Below are 18,331 nucleotides of genomic sequence, written 5' to 3'. Positions count from 1 at the left end.
ACGCTACTGCGCGATGGATACTACCACTACGGAGTCTTCTTCCGCTCTGAAATAGATCTCGAAACAACCGTTTTCGCCATTCGGCTGGTCCGGCACATCCACCGAGTACCACCACGTGCTCGGAATATCCAGGTGCAGCGGTCCGGTAGCAGTTTCAAGGTCAACATCGATAGCCGGGAACCGGCCCTGACTTCCGATAATGATAAGTTTCAGGTTGGGGACATAGTTTGTGTCACGGTAGAACTCGTGGAAAACGACCTTCACAGTTTCACCGGCAGTAAGGAACAGCGGAGTTTGCATGTCGTACGACTCTATGGTCGTTATGCCGGGTTCATCGCCCTGTCCGTTGCCGGTTTCGCCATTCCCGGTTTCACCGCCTTGCCCGTTGCCGGTTTCGCCGTCCCCGGTTTCACCGCCTTGCCCGTTGCCGGTTTCGCCATTCCCGGTTTCACCGCCTTGCCCGTTGCCGGTTTCACCATTCCCGGTTTCGCCATCCTGGGGCTGAGTATTGTTGTCGTCGGGCTCCGTCTGGTTATTGCCATCGTCCGGTGCCGTTTCAGAACCGGCAAATTCGATGTCCGGGACTTCGAATCCAGTTGCAGTCAGATTTCCGTTGAACACGAGGTTCTTGGACGATTCGTCATACACGTGGTCGCCCGTGTCGCCAGCAGTCTCAAGGGCTATGCCCTCGATACGCCCCTGCCTAACCTGGTCTTGCATCTCGTTTACGCTCATACCGGTGTCGCCATCGACGAAACGCCGCCTCTGTGCCTTGGTATAGTCGTTGTCCTCAAGGACAATCTCGACATTCTGGCTGAACACGCCGATAGGATTGTTGTGCTCCACCTTAAGCGATGCCCTGTCACCAATAACCACGTCGTCACCAGCACCGCAATAGACTTCGTCAATTCCTTCACCACCTACGACGACATCGCGGTCCTTGCCAGTCACAATCGTATCGCCAGCACCCTTCGCAACATTGCCGTCAGTCATTGCAACCGATTCCGATGTAATTACCCTGTTCCTGTAGTCGGCTACGTTCTCGTCACCCGCGAACGGGATATCCAAATCAAAGAGCAACCTAGCCTCGTCACCAAAAACAAGGTCCTTGTCGTGGTCGCCACCAACTTCGATAGCCTCGGTCGGCAGAGAGCTCTTCACAATCTGCACACCGCTAAATACGGGAATATTGTTCCACTTCGCATCTCCCATGGTGGAATCATAACGACTAATGCTTACCGTAAGCGAACTAGCCTTCACATTGCGGAACACAACATAGTTGCCAATCATCGTAACATTCGGTGTTATGCCAGATGCAAGAGCCCCCTTCTGATAGCTGGTACAGGTGACCTGCTTGTATTCCCCATCAAAACAGTCGCCCATCCAGTCGTTAAGGAAGTAGGTCTGGCCGTTGCTACCCGTAATCTTGAAAATATAGTCGTAACCGTCGCGCTCGTTGTCGATTCCGCTTATGTAAACATAGACATCGCGTGGATCGCTCTCGCTTGCGGGTATGTTGGAGAGTTCAAGCGTAAGCGTGTCATGGGCCTGACCGCAGACATAGGTCTTGAACATTTTATTGTTGCCGGTGTCAGCATCCATGGACGCGTTAACCTTTTCTGTCGGGGCGTCGTTATTGCCGTTGATATGGTAACGGAAATGCACGTCCGTCGGGTCCTGTCCGAATTCCCTCTGCTGCGAGCCAGCTTGGTAAACATTGTGCCAGTTCGAATCGACAACGACACCGGCAGACTCGCCCTGTCGCATAAGCAGGCTTTCCGGCGTGGAGATATCCACGAAGTTGAGCGACACGACATCAACCCCATCAAGAGTCCCATCAGCGGTGGGAGTCGCAGAAGCATCAATCTTGTCGACACCGAGGCCGCCCACCACCGTATCATCACCGTCGCCAGTCAAAATGGTGTCGTCATAGGTGGCAGACATGTCAGTCGAAATGACGGATTCCGCGGTCGTTATCGTGGATGCCGTAGTGGCGGCGTCATCGCGGTCGGTGAACAGCATCTTGGCATTGTCGCCAAAAACCACGTCATTGTCATTGATACCGTAATGTTCGTCACCGTAAGCGTTGATTTGGTCATTGCCTGTCCCGCCCACGACGATATCGTCGCCACCGGATGTCCTGACGGTATCGTTTCCGCCATAGGCAATATCTGTCGATGCAGCCACGTCCTGCTTGTGGTGGCGACCGCGCACCTGTATGCCCGCAATGCCAGCACGGTCCTTGCCGTTCTGACCGTTGCTGGGGTCGCCATCGGTAATCTCGACATGGAACCGGTCTCCACTGATACCCTTGAATATGACGCAATTGGCATATACCGGGTTACCCGCGATATCCCTTGCGTCCCTGGCCTGTTCGGCAGTCGTAGCCGTAGCGACAATCCAGTTGCCGTTGAACGTATTCGACTCAGGGTCATTCACAAAGTAGCACCCGGCTACATCGCTGTGGGACACTCCATTTTTGTCCACATAGTCGCGGTAGAGAGTAACCATGCGGACACTGTCGGGTGACCAGGAATTTTCACGGACCATATCAAGGTAAACTACCACGTCATAATCCGTAAAGTATTGCGAGAGGCCGTCAACCTGTACAAGCAGCTTGGTCTGGTCGTTGTTGCGGCTCGTATCCAGGCCGCTCTTCATCAGGTTTACGTCGCCCGGGTCGGAACCGTGAACCTTATTGCTCTGATCGTAGCCGTGCAAACGTATCTGTTGCCCCGTGGTCGTGTCAATGCGGTGGGCCTCGGTTGCGCCGTACGTTACGCTCACGGCACTAGCACGGGAGCCGTTGTCGAACAGCACAATTTCGTCATCCTCGTTACCATAGGTGCCCGCCTCGATGCCGGAGGGGTTCTTAATATTGTTCCAGTTGCCAACGCGATAGTCCGCATGCTCGGTAACATCCACGAATTCGCCCGTGGTTTCATCCATTTGGCTGAAGGTGTAGTCAGCAACGGCACCGGCCTGCTCGTTTGCGGCAACACCCGTCTGGGCAGGCCCCTGGAAGTTGAAACTGAGGGTCGATTCATCGTAAATGGTAGGGATGTTTTGGAGTTCGTCCAACTGGTTCTGCGCCTCGGAAGCATTGCCGCGGAATGTCGCATAGGCGTTGTCGCCAAAGACGACATCCTTACCGGTCCCGGTGTCAATCGTATCGTTATCGAGACCGCCCATTACCACGTTGTCACCGTCACCGGCGTCTATCCGGTCCTTGCCCGCACTACTCTTGAGAGCGGCATTTTCGCCCTCGCCTTCAAGCACAGGAATGTCGTGCCCTTCGTTCGTCACAAGGAGAGCGTTGCGGTTGAGATCCATGACGACCTTGCCGCCATCGCCCACGATGGTATCGTTTCCGTCCCCCGTGTGAATGACATCGTGCGTTGTTCCGCCAAGCACGACGTTCGCACCGTCACCCGTGGTAATGAAATCCTCGCCACCGAGTTCATCGCTCGTCGTTTCGAGAACCTGACGCTTTTCGAATACTTCGAGCTTACCGCCATCACCTGCCGCAATGTTATCAGCACCAGTAATGCGGATGTCATCGCCAGCGAAGCCGCCCATCGCAATATTCTTGCCGCCACTGATGGAGATGTTGTCCACACCACCGATGTCATCGGAGGTCGTCTCAACGATATGCAAGCCCTTACCCACGGAATCACCATACACGGCATTTTCAAGGTTGCCAGCGTCGTACTGCACAGAGCCACTATCGCCAAGCACCACGTTCATGTTTCCCGAAACCGAGAGCACATCGCCCTTTGCACCACCAATCACGTTACTGTCCGTACCGCCGAGAGTAATCATGTCAATATCGCCAATATCATCGGCGACCGACCGGACATTCGTAGCGTTACGACGTATGCCATCGGTCTGCTTGTCAAGCTTGCCACTGGCATCCTTCGCAATAGTCGTGTGAATGGTTTCGGGTTCATCATCAATAAGCTCGTAACCGAGCCTGGTTGTAAATTCATCAGCCTTCGTAAGGCTAGCGTACTCAACCACACCCATGTCACCGAAGGCAATACCACCCTGGCTCACGTTGATATAGTCAGCACCCTTGCCACCGAAAAGCACCATGTCATTACGCGTAACATCGGGATTGACACCAAAAATTTGGTCGTTGCCGCTTTCGGCGTTCACGACGAGCTGGCCGTCACCCACGTAACCATAACCGAACGAGAAACTCTTAATGTAGATGGAGTCATCTGATGGGAGCGTGAATGCGCGATCCGTGCGGAAACTCGAGGATGTGAGCGACCCAGCCACGACTAGCCTACGCTGGGTAGTACCATCGCTGAGTTTTGCATCTACATAGATTGACTTACCCGCTTCGGTAGCGGCAGCAACGCTTGCTTCGATTGTCGCGGCGTTTTCGTCTTTAATCGTGTAGTTATACGCAAAACCATCCATTACGACGGTTTCTTCGGTATCGGACTCTTCAGCTTCAGTAGCAGGCGATTCGTCGGTTTCTTCTTCATCCAAATCAACCACAACGCTCTCCGCGATGACGGTAGAGGCCACATCTTCCTTGTAGCTGTTGACATTGATGATGTCATCGAACTTTGCCTGAATGAACGTGAACCCCGCAATACTTTCACCGTCGCGAAGGATAAAGTCATCCTTGACATCAAAACCCGAGATGCTGTCAAACACATCGACAATCTCGCGGCGCTGAGTGCCCACGACTTCTGTTTCACCATTCTCTGTCTTGACGATTTCGGCATCCACGTAATAGATTCTGGTATCTTCCGCGGTCTTTTCGAACGTTACTCCCGTATCAACAGCTATGTCATAATGGAAAAGTCCTGCGGCAGAAACACTAGAGGCGCTGAAAGTAGCAGTCCCGATTACCTCGCCAACCGTATTACTCTTTGCGGAATTGATATCACCCGTATTCACGACCGTGAATGTCTGGAAGCCGTCTTCGCGGTGCAGCGTCTTGGAAATATCGACTGTATCGGAACCCGTGCCAAGGTTGTATTCGCCGAACTCGAAATCCGAAACAGAAATACCACGTTTACCAATTTCAGTATGCGTGAAGCGCAACGCGTTCGGGTCCATGTTCATGGAGCCTTCCGTTTCGCTTACATTCTTAAAGAAACTCAGGACATTTTCGGCATCCATGCCAACCAAGCCAAGTTCCGCCGCGATTTGGGCAACCTCTTCGCCGGTATAAGTCTTGGTGGGGTCGAAATTCATTTCAGCGAGCTTGGTGGCAAAGGCTTCAAATGTACTATTTGCATCCGTCGAAGCAGACTGGTTATTCACGAAAATACGATCAACGCAGGTCTTTTCATCCACAAAGAGGTAATCCTTGGGCGTAGAGAACAACACCATCGAATTGGCAGCATCGAAACCAACGACAGCCTTGTTCAAGGTAAGCACAATATTGCCTTCGGAGAGCTTGCATTCGTTTATCCGGAACCATTCCGATTCCTTCGCGTTTTCATTTTCGCCAACTTTGATGCCATTCTCGCTGTCATTGGCGACAAAACGCACCGTCTTTCCTTTATACTTACCTTCTTCGAATTTGTAGCCTTCTGCATCGGCCTCGGGATCAATAGCGGTGAGAGCAACGGTCAATGTTTTGGCATCAAGGTTCCCAATCGCCTTCAAGGCATCAGAAGGATACTCGTTCTTCTCGTTGTACTTGCTCGCGACAATATATTTAAGTTCCGCCTGTTCAGACGCGACACCCACCTGTTCCGATTCATCGTCGGGTTCTATCCTATGGTTGTACCTGAGGAGCGACGGAGAATCCGTCGAAATATCCATGCTGGTACCTTCGCCATAGGCATATACAGCACCATCAATGTCGCCAATGAGGTTATCCCCTTCCATAACCGTTGTCACGCCATAGGTTTCAGAAAAATCGTCGGCCTTAGCAGTAACAGTAATGTTGAACGATTTAATCTTAGACGTAAATGTCAATATGACATATTTGCTGTTAGCGCTGTCTTTGGCAATGAAATCATCGCTCTTGAAATCGCTGTTTTCGGCAACAAGGGCGGCAAGGACTTCTTCAGGGATAACCGCACCGATCGTGAGCTGCTGGGTAGGATCTTCACCCATATCGCGGACAGCGTCTATCGCAGATATCCTGACAGTCAGGGTTTCGCCTTCGGCGATATCCTTATTGCAGGTTACCGCATACGTCACAGAATTCGGTTCATTTTCGCCTTCTGTTTCCACCAACATAGAAGAGTGTTCGGCTATAGAAATAGCTGGGACAGACACTTGCTGGGTTTCGCTAGCGACAGCTTCACTCGGGATTGTGCCCGTAGGCGTTGATGTCGCACTCGATGCTGCAACACCAGCGGATGCAGCCGGCGCACTGGTCTTGAGGCTCACACTAAGGGTGCCGTGCAACGTCATAAGGCGCTTGTTACCGCTGTTGAAGAACACTATGGTGTTCCCTTCAAGCCTATAGTATACGCCCTCAAGCGCAGTCACGCCAGCGGGTCTCACCGCACCTTCAGCTAGGACAGTTTTTTGGGAACCAGCTTCATCTGTGAACTGGACATCAAGCTGACTCAAGTCATCGTAAACAAGCGTCGCTTTTGCCCCATCAATTCGCATATTCGAACCGCGGAACAAGACCACAATCTTTTTACCGATATACGTGGCGGTCTTTATGTTAAGCGTATCGATATCAACCGAATAGTCGGTACCTAAGGTCAAAGCATTATTTACACCTGCAGCATAAACAGCCGCGACCTTACTCCCAAGGCCCTTCGGGAGCGAAACACTTGCAGAGCCCGAAAACTCTTCGGCATAGGTCAGCAAATTAATCGTGTCGCGCACACCAGAATCCGAAACCACCTTGACAGGGGCAACGGTCATCGACTTCGAGAGTTCCTTGACAACCTCACCAGCTGCATTAACTTGCGCGCTGGAGATGGAGATGGACTTGCTCGCCTCGCTTTCCACAAACAGATCATTCAAGGCGAATACGCTAATTTCCACACTAGTGTGAGAGGCATCAAGGTAGAGGTCGATGGTTTCTCCGTAGCCAGAAACGCAATTGGAGTCAGAGCCTTCGATGACGGCACCCGTAGAATCAAACTTGACCGTACCATTGTACAATTTCGAGCCAACACAAGCTGCAATCAAAAGTCCGCGATCGCCACGCATAAAGTCATTTGAGGAAACCATCGGCGCCATAAGTTGCACCTTGACAGTCTCTCCTTCAGCGATATTCGATGCACGAAGGTAGAATGTTTTCGCGGAACCTTCCGAAATAGAAATTTGCGGGTCGGTAATTGTTTGGGCGTCGCCCGAAATGAATACCGCAGGTGTATTCAAGGACGTGTCGATAACAACAAACTTGTCGGAATGGGATTCAAGGACCTTCTCATCCTTGCCCTCTTCAGCGGGTTCGAAGACTTCGTACTTCACAAAGCATGACTGTCCATCGGTTTCCGCGCTATACAGGGTCATGGATTCCTGGAGGCCGCCCGCGACAACAGTATCGTTGCCCTTGCCGCCATTGATGATGGTCGCGTCATTCGCATTGGAGCTCACCACGTCAAAGATGTCATCCCCGGCGCCCGCGTCGAACGTTGTCTTTTCGACACCGGCCGCCTTAACACCCACCACGTTGCTCAACACGCCTTCCTTGGAAACGACAATACTATCATCGCCATTCGTGCCGCCAATCAGCAGCGAATCATTACCGTCGCCACCGTCAATGGAAACGGGCCCCTTCTTGATGGCGACAAGCTTCGGGGTTTTAACTCCGTCAGGGCCTTCAACCATATTATCCGGGTCTTCCACGCTATAGCTTGCAATGACAAAAGCGTCGTCTCCCTTGCCACCGGCCATATTTAAACGGCCTTTGTTGCCCAGCGTAAGCAGGAAATCTTCATCAAGGCCTCCATCCACATTGAGCGTTGTATTATCGGTAACGCCATCGCTCAGGTACTTCTCTTCGGAGGTCTTCACTGTATCAAAGGCATCATTCACGGTAACAACCGCAGAAGATTGGTCGTTGCGTTCCGAGTTGTAGAGTTGGCCCACCTGGATAGTATCCGAACCTGCACCACCATCCACATTCGTGACCTTCGCCGTACCGTCAATCCTAATCGTGTCCTTTCCGCCGTTGCCGTTCAGGTTCACGACATCCATCGCATTTGTAAAATTGACGCGTTCGATGTTCGTATTCTTCGAAAGATCATCGGCGGTCTTCTGTTCGCCCTCCAGTTGATTCAAAGTATCGGGCAGCAGAGCAACGAAACCAAGTTTATGCGTTTTGTTCATGCGCATAAGCAAATCGTCATCGACCTCGGTCCCCTCGACCGTCAGAGAATCAGAACCATTCACACCGGAATCAGTAACGTTTGCGTAGCTTGTCACGCTTTCGCCCATGAGGTTCACGATAATCTTGTCGCTACCGTCCTGGCCATCCACGAAGTCCATGCCCGGACCGGTAACAATCTTGTCGTTGCCAGATTCCGTAGTCGTACTCTTAGCATTGGTATAAAGCTTTTTGCCAATCCCGAGGTTATCACCAAACGCCAGCTTGTTATCGATGTATTCCTTGATGCCGGCAGAATCTGTCGGAGTAACGGAACCATCCGCCAGCGTTTCAAACCCTTCCTTTTCGCCATACGCAGTAAAGCCTTCATCACCGTAGAGACTATCGTTCCCAGCTCCGCCATCAATGATATCATCGCCAGCGCCGCCGTAAATCACATCGTTGTCGATACCACCATTAATGGTGTCATTGCCGCCGTCGCCATCGATAAGGTCGTTACCGATTCCGCCTTCAATGTAATCTGTTTCGCCATCATGTGCACCACCGTCACCGAAGATGAGGTCGTCGCCATCGTTGCCAGAAATGTAGTCGGTAGCGCGAGTCGTAGTGGTATCCGCTACGTATACCTTTTTCACGGCATCAGAGCCCAATATTGTGGTTAGATTATCTTTATACTTATTTTTGTTTATTCCCCGACCTTTGTCTTCATCCAAATTAATGTCGAAGGACTTTGCATTGATTTTTTCGCCGGGCACATTGTATGCGGCCTTGAAGTCTTCGCTAAAGGATTCTGCTGTGAAGGGCGCCACAAAATTAAATAAAAATTCAGCACCGCTGTCCGCAAAGCGATCGCCGAAAATCATGTCCATGCCTTCGCCGCCGCTTATGTTATCACTGTCAGAGCCGCCAAGAATGCGATCGTTACCCTTACCACCATCAAGTGTGTCCTCACCGGCAGCACCATCGATGTAGTCATGACCGCCGCCACCATAAATCGCGTCGTCACCGGCGCCGCCAATCAGAACATCATTGGCACCATCGAGGCTGATGTCCGTACGATCGATTGCCGCGCTGTTAGTCTTAACATCCCCAAATATTTTCGTATAATCATATGTCGTCTTATCGTTTCCATCCACGCTGGCCCAATTATCCGCACCATCAAACAAGGCTCGCCCGCCATCGCCAAAGATGAGGTCATTGCCTGTACCGCCGTTGATTTGGTCTATACCGGCACCACCGAATATGATGTCGCGGTAGGAACCGCCATAAATGGTATCCTGGCCAGCAACGTTTGCGTCCACATTCGCTTCGGCAACATACTTATAACTCTTGTTACCTTCTTCCTCTTCCTTTTCCTCGATACGGGCCACACCCATATCGCCGAAGATGATGTTGAGACCTGCGGCACCGATGATGGTATCGTTACCCGCACCACCCCAAATAATAACGGAATGGTCTCCATTGATTGTCAACCCGGAAAGGTCTATGAAATCGTCTCCGTCACCGCCATTGATTTCGATATTGCGATTGAAATTTCCAAATAAAGTAATTCTATCGTTTCCGGCACCAGCGTCAACCAATAATTTTCCGTCTTTTTCTTTAATTGAGCCGTACTTTTTTTCTTTATTACTTTCTTTATATACAGATAAGTCATCAAGATAAAGATTCAGCGTTTCATCACCATCATCAAGAGACGGATTTATATCATCAGTCGCCACGCGGCTCGTAGAATTCGGGCCAATGTTCGCTACCACGTCGCCATTGGCTTCAGACGCCATGACAGGGGGTGTACTATGCGTGTATTCGAAGCTGAACAGCGTTATATCGTCTGTAATATTCCATTCCTTCTTGGTGAGCCACAGGTCAACATACGCATACAGCTTCGCCGTAATCTTACCATTCACATCAAAGAACCCGAACAGGCCCTCTTCCTTGAACAAGGTCGCGATTTCGTTCAAGCGAATTTTGCCATCCTTGTTGGGGTCGTACAGGTTGAACCCGACATCGATACCGACGCCACCGCCAACGCCAGCACTTACACCTGCATTGAGTTCTGCAGAAGCCTTTACACCGCCATAGAACGAAAGTTCATTGATGTCATTACCATTCTTGTCGAGGTCGTTCACGTAGAAGCCGTTCAGAAGTGAGCCGAAATCCTTGTAGCCGCCACCCACCCATTGGCGAATACCCAGAGTATCGTAGCCAAAGGCAAGGTCGATAGACGCATTGAACGAAACACCCAGGCGCACACCCAACGGTCCCCAGATACGGACAAAGGTATCCCAGTTGAAGTCAAACCTCAAAGCCGGCATATCGTATTCAACAAGAGGCACGTCATTACCCAGCAGCAACTGGAAGATTTTTGACGGTTCATCCCAAATGAACGTCCAATCGCTTTTGCCATCTTTTTCCGACTTATTGAAGCCATTTGCAGCCATCATAGAATTGGCTTGATTATTGATGGAATTTTTACTGTCTGGTGCAGTATTTAACGAAGGCGCATAATCAGCTATAGACGAATTTAAAGAATCTTTTGATTTATAGCCATTTAAGACATCCAAAGCATCAAAATAGTCGCCATCTCCACCTATCAAATCAAAATTACCCAAACTCAGTTTCAGGCTCTTTCCCTTTGCCGCAGAAATTTTCTTGCTCATGGCAATGAGATCCTTGATGGCATAGACCATGCTGTCATCAAACGATTTCGCATTACCGAATTTCTTCGCGAGGTCAAGTGGTGTAATTTCTATACCCAAATCGTCAAGAACCGGGAACGGCGTGGTAAGGAACTCGATAAGCGGTTCCAAAGGTTCCACCACCTTCTGGATTTTAGAAACAATGGGGCCCAATACGCCGCCAATAAACGAGCCCATATCAAATTCCAAATTTTGGAATCCAAGTCGTTGGATAGCATTATCAGTAGATTCTGATGCACTACCATATGCCCAACTGAACACAAAAATTCCTGTAATATTCGGGAACTTGGGCGTACTTTCATCCGAAATCTTGAGGTCACTAGCAATACCCACCATAAGGCCGAGATTGAGGTTCACGCTCGCATCATAGCTGAACACAGGCATTGATATGGCTTGGGCAACATTGACGGTACTGAGATTCTTCAATTCACGGGTAGCATCAGCCCTAAGGGTTTCCAAGTACTCTTTTTTCTCGGATTCATTAGACTTGGCATCATAAGCGGCTTTCTCAGTTTCATCGAGCAAAAGCCCTTTGCCTACATCAGTACCCCCATTTTTTCCACCTAGGTCCACACCGAGCGAAAGTTTAATTTTCGCAGCATCAGCGTCAGAGGCGTCCAGTTCAAGCCCAAGGCCAGCCAGTTTGCCGATGATCTTGCCATTAAGGCTTGCCTGCGCAATCACATCGAGTTCGTTGCCATCATCAAAAATAAAGTAGAACCCATTCTCTTGTGAGACACCGAAACCGAACTGCAGGTTCCAATCAAGCGAAAGGCTTACACCGCCATTGGTCTCGAGGCCTAGGCCTGGTAGCCCAAGGTTCAAATCGATATTACGGCCCAGCGAATAGACCTGCCCAAGGTTCAAGTACCACTCGGCAAAACCATCCCCAGAACGGTACCAGGTGCCTTGCTTTGAACGTTTCCAAAGGTCATTATTATCCACCGGGGGCAACAATGCGAAAGTTTCCTCATCAAAATAGCCAGAGAACAGAGAATCCAGTTTTTGAGCGAGAAGTTCGGCGGTAAGGCCAGTCGATTCATACAGGTAGTTCGAAAGCGGTTCCAGAACCTTCTTCTTGAGCACACTCAAGAAGTCAACTCCGTTCGAAAGGGCATCGCCAATAACCGGCATCGATTTCATGGTGCTGGCAAGGTTGCCGTTAAGGTTCCCCTCGAGCGAATCGAGCATGTTGTTGAGAGCGCCCACGACAAGCTTGATTTTTTCAAACCAGTCCATGGTACCAAAGTTGGAGTACTCGATAATCTTGTCGTACACACCGGAAACATCGGCAACTAAGGTGCCGGAATCGGGAGTTTCATCTTTGGGACCGGTATAAAGGTCAAAATCAAAGTTTGACTTGCTGGAGGATTCAGCAAAAGTACCCTTTTCAATGATAATGGCCTTCGCATTCAAATCGTTTCTCGCTGTCGTCAGGCTAGCAGCATCACCCGAACCATTGGCTGTTGCCAACCAGGCATTTTTGAAATCATCGAATATGGAAGTCAGGCCATTTTTCGCTTCATCTGCAGAATCAGGGCAATTTACAGAGTTAGTCCATTCACCGAGCTTTATCTCACCCATGTCCACGCCGCACACGCTCACCGGGAGCTTGCCTAATACGACCGCCGGAAGGGCGAAATTAAAGGGAGTATGCAAAGCATCAAAGCCAGTGACAGATAAACCACTATTACCATACGACCCAAGCAGCTCGGCCTTGCCGTACACGTACGCCGTATTGTCCTTGGCCCCTACAGTAATGAGGTTCTTGAGGAACGCGCCCGCAGCAGAATCGCTTAGGCCATCCACCCCGAGGTTGAAGCTGAGCTTATCGCCCAGAATTTCGACATTGGCGCCGAACTGGATAGCGTTTTCAAGCGAAAGATCTATGCTCGTAGAATTCAGGTTTATTTTTGCCCCCAAGGTAAACCAGAAGTCTCCTTGTACTTCAAGGGCAGCACTGCCATTTACTCCAACAGTTCCATTACCGAAGTTGAACTCGTAAGAATCCTTGAAACCCTTATCGATGTTGAAGTCGATGGCAAGCTGATACTTGGTAATCCCATCTTCCTCAACAGGGACAACATCAAGCTCTATCAAATCCTTCACAGCGCCGCTTGCACCCTCATAAGCAGTAAGCCCGAAATCTTCAAGCTGCGCCTTGAGCAGTTTCACCAGCTGCTGGAAGTTTGTCACCTTCTCCTGACGCAATTTACTCACGATATCGCGAAGGTCATTGGCCACATTCACGAGGTCGCCCACCGACTTGTTGATGACGGGTATCTTCACATCATTCGTTTTCTTAGTAGTTTCAGCGATTCGGTCAACGACATTTTCCAAAACGGTAAATATCTGCTCAACGGAAATACTCTTCAGATCCCCCACCATTTGTGAAAAGCCATCATCTAAATTAAAACTTGACGTAACAGCATAGGGACCTACAGTGGTAGAAGGGGAATTAGGAACACCATCTACAGGTTTTCGCAACGATACATCGCCGCTTGCTACTTTATATGTTTCGTCGCCAATTGAGCTCCATGCCATTAGCTCAAACTTAGGTACATCCGCATCGGTTTCCTCTTCTGTATCGGCGGATGTCACATCGAATGTCATTTCATAGTCAAACCCGAGGATATTGCCTGTAATAGCATCCTTATCCGAAGAAGTCTCAGTGGCCGCAGAATCCTTCTTGAGATTCATTTCTGCAGAGACCCTAATACTGCCGTCAACAGCGGCATCTACACCCAAGAAGCCGACGCTCGCATTTGCGCTAGCCACATAGGTGGCAACGCTATCCTTCGTGGCCACAAAGTCCGACCCTTCAGCATTTACGGCACCTTTTGATACGATAATAACTTTGTACGTTTTTCCGGAAATTTCTTCCGACCCCACACCCAGTACACGATAATAGTCGGAGCCCACCATCAAGAGGCCGCCTTCATCAATCGGATACTGGGCAGATTCTTCAGAAAGGGTAATCTTATAGTTATCTCCAGACGCTACAGGATCCTTGAAGAAACTGATATCCGCGCCGATTTGGAACGTCGCATCTGCGCTCAACTTGATTTTAGCATCTTCTATAGATTCCAACGAGAAAAGCTTCGACCAGTCAGGTCCCGTAAGCGTGGCGCCCACAATCCTATACTCGCCTTTACCATCTGCACGGGCTTCGCCTGCCACGAACCCGAGCCCCTGCAGTACCGTGCTGGCACCGATATTTTCCAATGAGAATGGATTGGCACTACGAAACTCCAGGTGGTCCATGGCCTTGCCTTCAGTATCGTTATAATACAGAGAAACGCCACTTTCATCCAATTCCTGATTAACAGCCGCTACGACATCGTATATAGTCGTAGAGCCACTAAGGGTTAGCACTTCAGAGCCCTTCTTGAGGTCCTGGAAATCGATGGGATCATAACCCTTTATCTTAAAATCACCCTTCTCGGCGTCTAATGGAGTCCCCTCCAGTTTTACGGTCACATCTACATCGGTTATAAACACAAGTTTGCCGTTGACGACCTGAACATCCTTGATTCCAGGCACATTGGCATCCTTGATTGCATTTGCGAGGCTTGAAAAGTTATGACAGTTTTCGGTATTAACAATATACGAGTTCGAGGTTGTTGAAGAGCCATCTGTTTTGGAGATGAGCAACCGTGCAACGCTATTACTGATAGTCACATTTGTTCCAGAAACCGAAACGCCATATTTTGTTTTGCTTGCATCATTGGCATCCTCCACATCAAATGAAGTATACGTCAATACTGATTCCAAGATAGGATGATTTTTTCTAAAATCACTGAGGACATTATCTCTTTCCGTTGCTGTTTCGTATAAGGTAGACACCATTTCGGCAGGGAAAAAGGTATCCGTCCCGATCAAAATACCAGCCTCGCCCAAGGTAGCGCTCGGCTTGATTTCACCGGAAATGCGCATATAGGTGACATTAACGCCCGCGGCATCGCAAAGTTCATAGTAAAGGCCGCTGGGGTCGCCATTGTCGCCCTGCACATAATCTTGCAAGCGTTTCGGGTCGCAGCCGAACCGGATCGAGTATTCTTTAGCACCACTTGTATTTGTAGATTCCACCACATCCACTACATAGAGGCCAAAAGTATTCATGACGGAACGGCCGCTACCAATAATAGAGTCCTTAACCTCCAAAAGGGGAATGTCGTCCGACTTTTGCAGCGAGAAGAACTCATTAAGCCGGCCCTTCAAATCACTCTCCCACAGAATTTCCTTATAAAAATCCCCGCCCATAACCTCGGCCAAGTCTATTTCAATCTCGACTGGATTCCCTACAGATGTCGGCGGAGCACTAGGATTTTGCTTTTTGACGTAGATTTTTATTTTTCCATCTTCCGAAACATTTTCTGCAAGGAAGGTCGTCTGCAGGTTCGAACTGGTAAGACGAAGTTCCGAGAAGGCGTTCACATCTTTGCCTCTTTCCAAATCAAATTTGGCATCATTAGTGACAAGCAAGCGGTCTTTTGAGGATGTCACGGAAATCTCGACATTTTTGCCGGATGTCCCTGCAGGAATCACAGTCCATGTCGACGTGCCAGAAATCCCGTATTTCTCCTGGCCTTTGATGGTAGCAAGTTCCGATTTGTCATCCTTGTCGATGACATTGAATGTCAATTCACTGTCCAGTGTATATTCCTCAGGCAGGGAGAAAATCGAATAAGAACTATTCTCCCTTTCTATACTTGCAGGCAGCTCGGTATCTTCACCGATGGTCTCGGAGCTAAAGTGAATGTCCAGGGTAAAGCTCATACCGGCATTCCCGCTTGCCGTCGCAAAACCGTTCGTAGACACGCCCACTAGGCCACCGCTTTTCAATGTATTCTCAAAGTTCAGGTCAAAGACCTTGGCAAAGTTGAAGCCCAAATTAAATGTCAGTTTACAATGATCGAGGAGTGCAACTTCAGTAGCATCAGCAACTTCAGCCGCAACTTCCTCCTCGACATCGGATTCAATTTTCTGGACAAGCTCTTTACCATTTTTATCCATGAACTCTATATCAAGAAAGTCTAGAGATTTTTGGATTTCCATATCGGTCGATTTTAGAACAGTCTCTATTTGATTAAGGTCCTTCCCCAGAACAAAATGAGCCCAAGAGTAATTGAATACCTTCTGAAAATCCGCAAAATCGGCAAAGTTCTTTGTATAGGCTCCGTCCACATACTTCAGCAAACCAACCTTCACCAAAGAATCATCTATTTTGCCTAGACTGTCAAGACCTTTTTCACCGAACACGACTTTTTCGACTTTATCTACAATATTGACAATCGTATCTGTCGAACCGCCCAAGAAGTCCAGTTTCACATTTTTCTCGATCAAGCCACGGAGCGCCGTCTGCACGGTATCCAGGTAAATAGCGACCTGGTTCACCAAGGTATCACCCGTAAGGCTGGTATATTTTTTGATTGCTTCTGGGAAAATCCAGATGTCTTCGCTAAAGTTGTACGAAATATTCTGGTCTGCTACCGGTCCAAAAATATCGATCGAGCCAGACTTGAGAGATAGTTGTCCACAGGATAATTCAAGCGTGCTTGTCACCTTTGAACCATTAGCGGAGTCAACTTTGATTTGGTACTTGGCTTTGAGATTTTCAATGGACGCCGTAAAAAGCCCTAAATCCAACTCCTTGGTCACCGATTCTTTTTTAGTAATTGAGGCTGTAAAGTCACCGACAGCAACAGACCCGAAACTCACCTTGCCTTCGGAACTGACATTTATGGTCACATCGAGCTCAATTGTCGCTTCCATGAGCAAATCTTCGAGTTCAATCAAGTTCAGATTGAGCTTTTCAAGGGTTCCCGAATTTGCAGTCAGGAAAAGCCTCAAGGTATTGTCTCCTGTCTTCAACCCAAGGGTATCGGTCGCACTTGTAAAGTCAGTAATGCCATCGAACACATTCACCAAAGAGCCAACATTTCCTCCATTGAGCGTCGCTAGGCTTATTTGCTTTACATTTTCCTTCATTTCGTCGGCTTTGTCACCGACAAACTTTCCAAGCCACGAGGCCAGCTGGCTGATTTTTAGCTGGAAAGCATCCGTTTCCCCTTCGACTTTTTCAACGGCACCACCGAAGGCCATGGAAACTTTCGCCCAATAATTTTCAAGTTCCGTTATCTTATCCAAGGCATTTTTCAATTCGCTTGCATGGGATTTCAGGAAGGGGAGCTTATCAAGTTCTATATTTTTCAGCGATCCGGCAAAATCCGCAAGAGTAAAGCTTTCATTTTTTACGATATCCGGAATTTTCAGTTCGAAATCCGTCCCAACCTTGGATATTTTAAGCATTTCCCCTTCTTTGAACATAAAGGGGAGACTATCTGCATTTGCAGGAGACAGGCTAAACTCCAAATCAACATCAACGGAAGCCGACGGGGTTTCCTGCTCCGCATTATAGCTGATTTTTAGATCCGGCGTGGAATCGTTATCTACTTCAGTTATCCCAAACCCGAGGAATTCTGCATTCAGGCCGAGGTTGGCAATCGAAACATCAAGGCTTTTTGCGGCAACGGTCGGTGAGCCAATATCGCTAACATTGTCCAGCATTGTACCAGATACATCCGCATCCAGCTCTATTTCGGCACTTATACTTGCATTGACGGCAAGGTTTGTTCCATCGCCAGTCAAATTGAAGGTCTCACCTCCGGCGATAATCTCGAGGCTCCCAATTTCTTTAACTGTCTCAAGGTCATATTCCACGACAAGTTTTGAGTCTGTATAGTTAAACGTGAAATCTTTATATTCAGGGTGAGCATTAACGAAATCCTTTAAGTACTTCGTGGCAAAATCTTTGAGGCTTATTTGCGTTATAGCACTTTGTGTGCTTTCTGCCTGTGCAGCAATATTATCATTGAAATTATCTACTTCGCCCTTTATATAGGTTGAAGCATCACCAAGAAGGTTCTGAAGAGTTCCTTTGGCGGTAGCGAGCGAATCCTCGACAAGGTCCTTGATCGAATTGACGCCGTTATTTACCCTGTCTGCAATATTAAGGTTATCCAGTTCCGCGTCAATCACACAAAACGTATTGAACAAAGAAGTCGTTTCGTCAAATACTCTATCCGAAATTGTCTCGAATTGCGTAGAAAGGTTACTGAGATCGTCCACATCAATGACTGGGTCGGCGCTCATCATCAGGCGAGGTTCAAGAGCCTCAATACGGTAGTTGTTCTTGGTGGACTTCTTGACGGATTTCTTTATTCTTTTCATGTTCATTTTGTAATCTTACTTATAAATTTTATTGAGGCATCATCAACATGTGTGGAAGCATTTAGGCAGCCTTGCTAGATGATTCTCTCGATTCCGATTCCCATTCGTAGGCAATCTTTACATCTAC

1 protein-coding gene and 1 pseudogene are annotated in these 18,331 nt (G+C 48.9%); both read right to left on the bottom strand.

Translation table 11 applies throughout. From position 1 onward, the window contains the following. Nucleotides 1-3: 3 nt before the first annotated feature. Nucleotides 4-17,622 (bottom strand): calcium-binding protein, encoded by a 17,619-nt coding sequence (locus BUB59_RS09790; RefSeq protein WP_234980022.1) that lies wholly within the window; start codon nucleotides 17,620-17,622, stop codon nucleotides 4-6. Between the two features lie 486 nt (nucleotides 17,623-18,108). Next, a pseudogene (locus BUB59_RS15815) lies at nucleotides 18,109-18,204 on the bottom strand (LEPR-XLL domain-containing protein); the annotation flags it as partial. Nucleotides 18,205-18,331 lie beyond the last annotated feature (127 nt).

It is taken from the genome of Fibrobacter sp. UWEL, assembly GCF_900142535.1.
In the GTDB taxonomy this organism is placed as follows: domain Bacteria; phylum Fibrobacterota; class Fibrobacteria; order Fibrobacterales; family Fibrobacteraceae; genus Fibrobacter.
The sequence above is the reverse complement of the archived record's forward strand: the minus strand, read 5'-3'. Positions and strand labels throughout refer to the sequence as shown.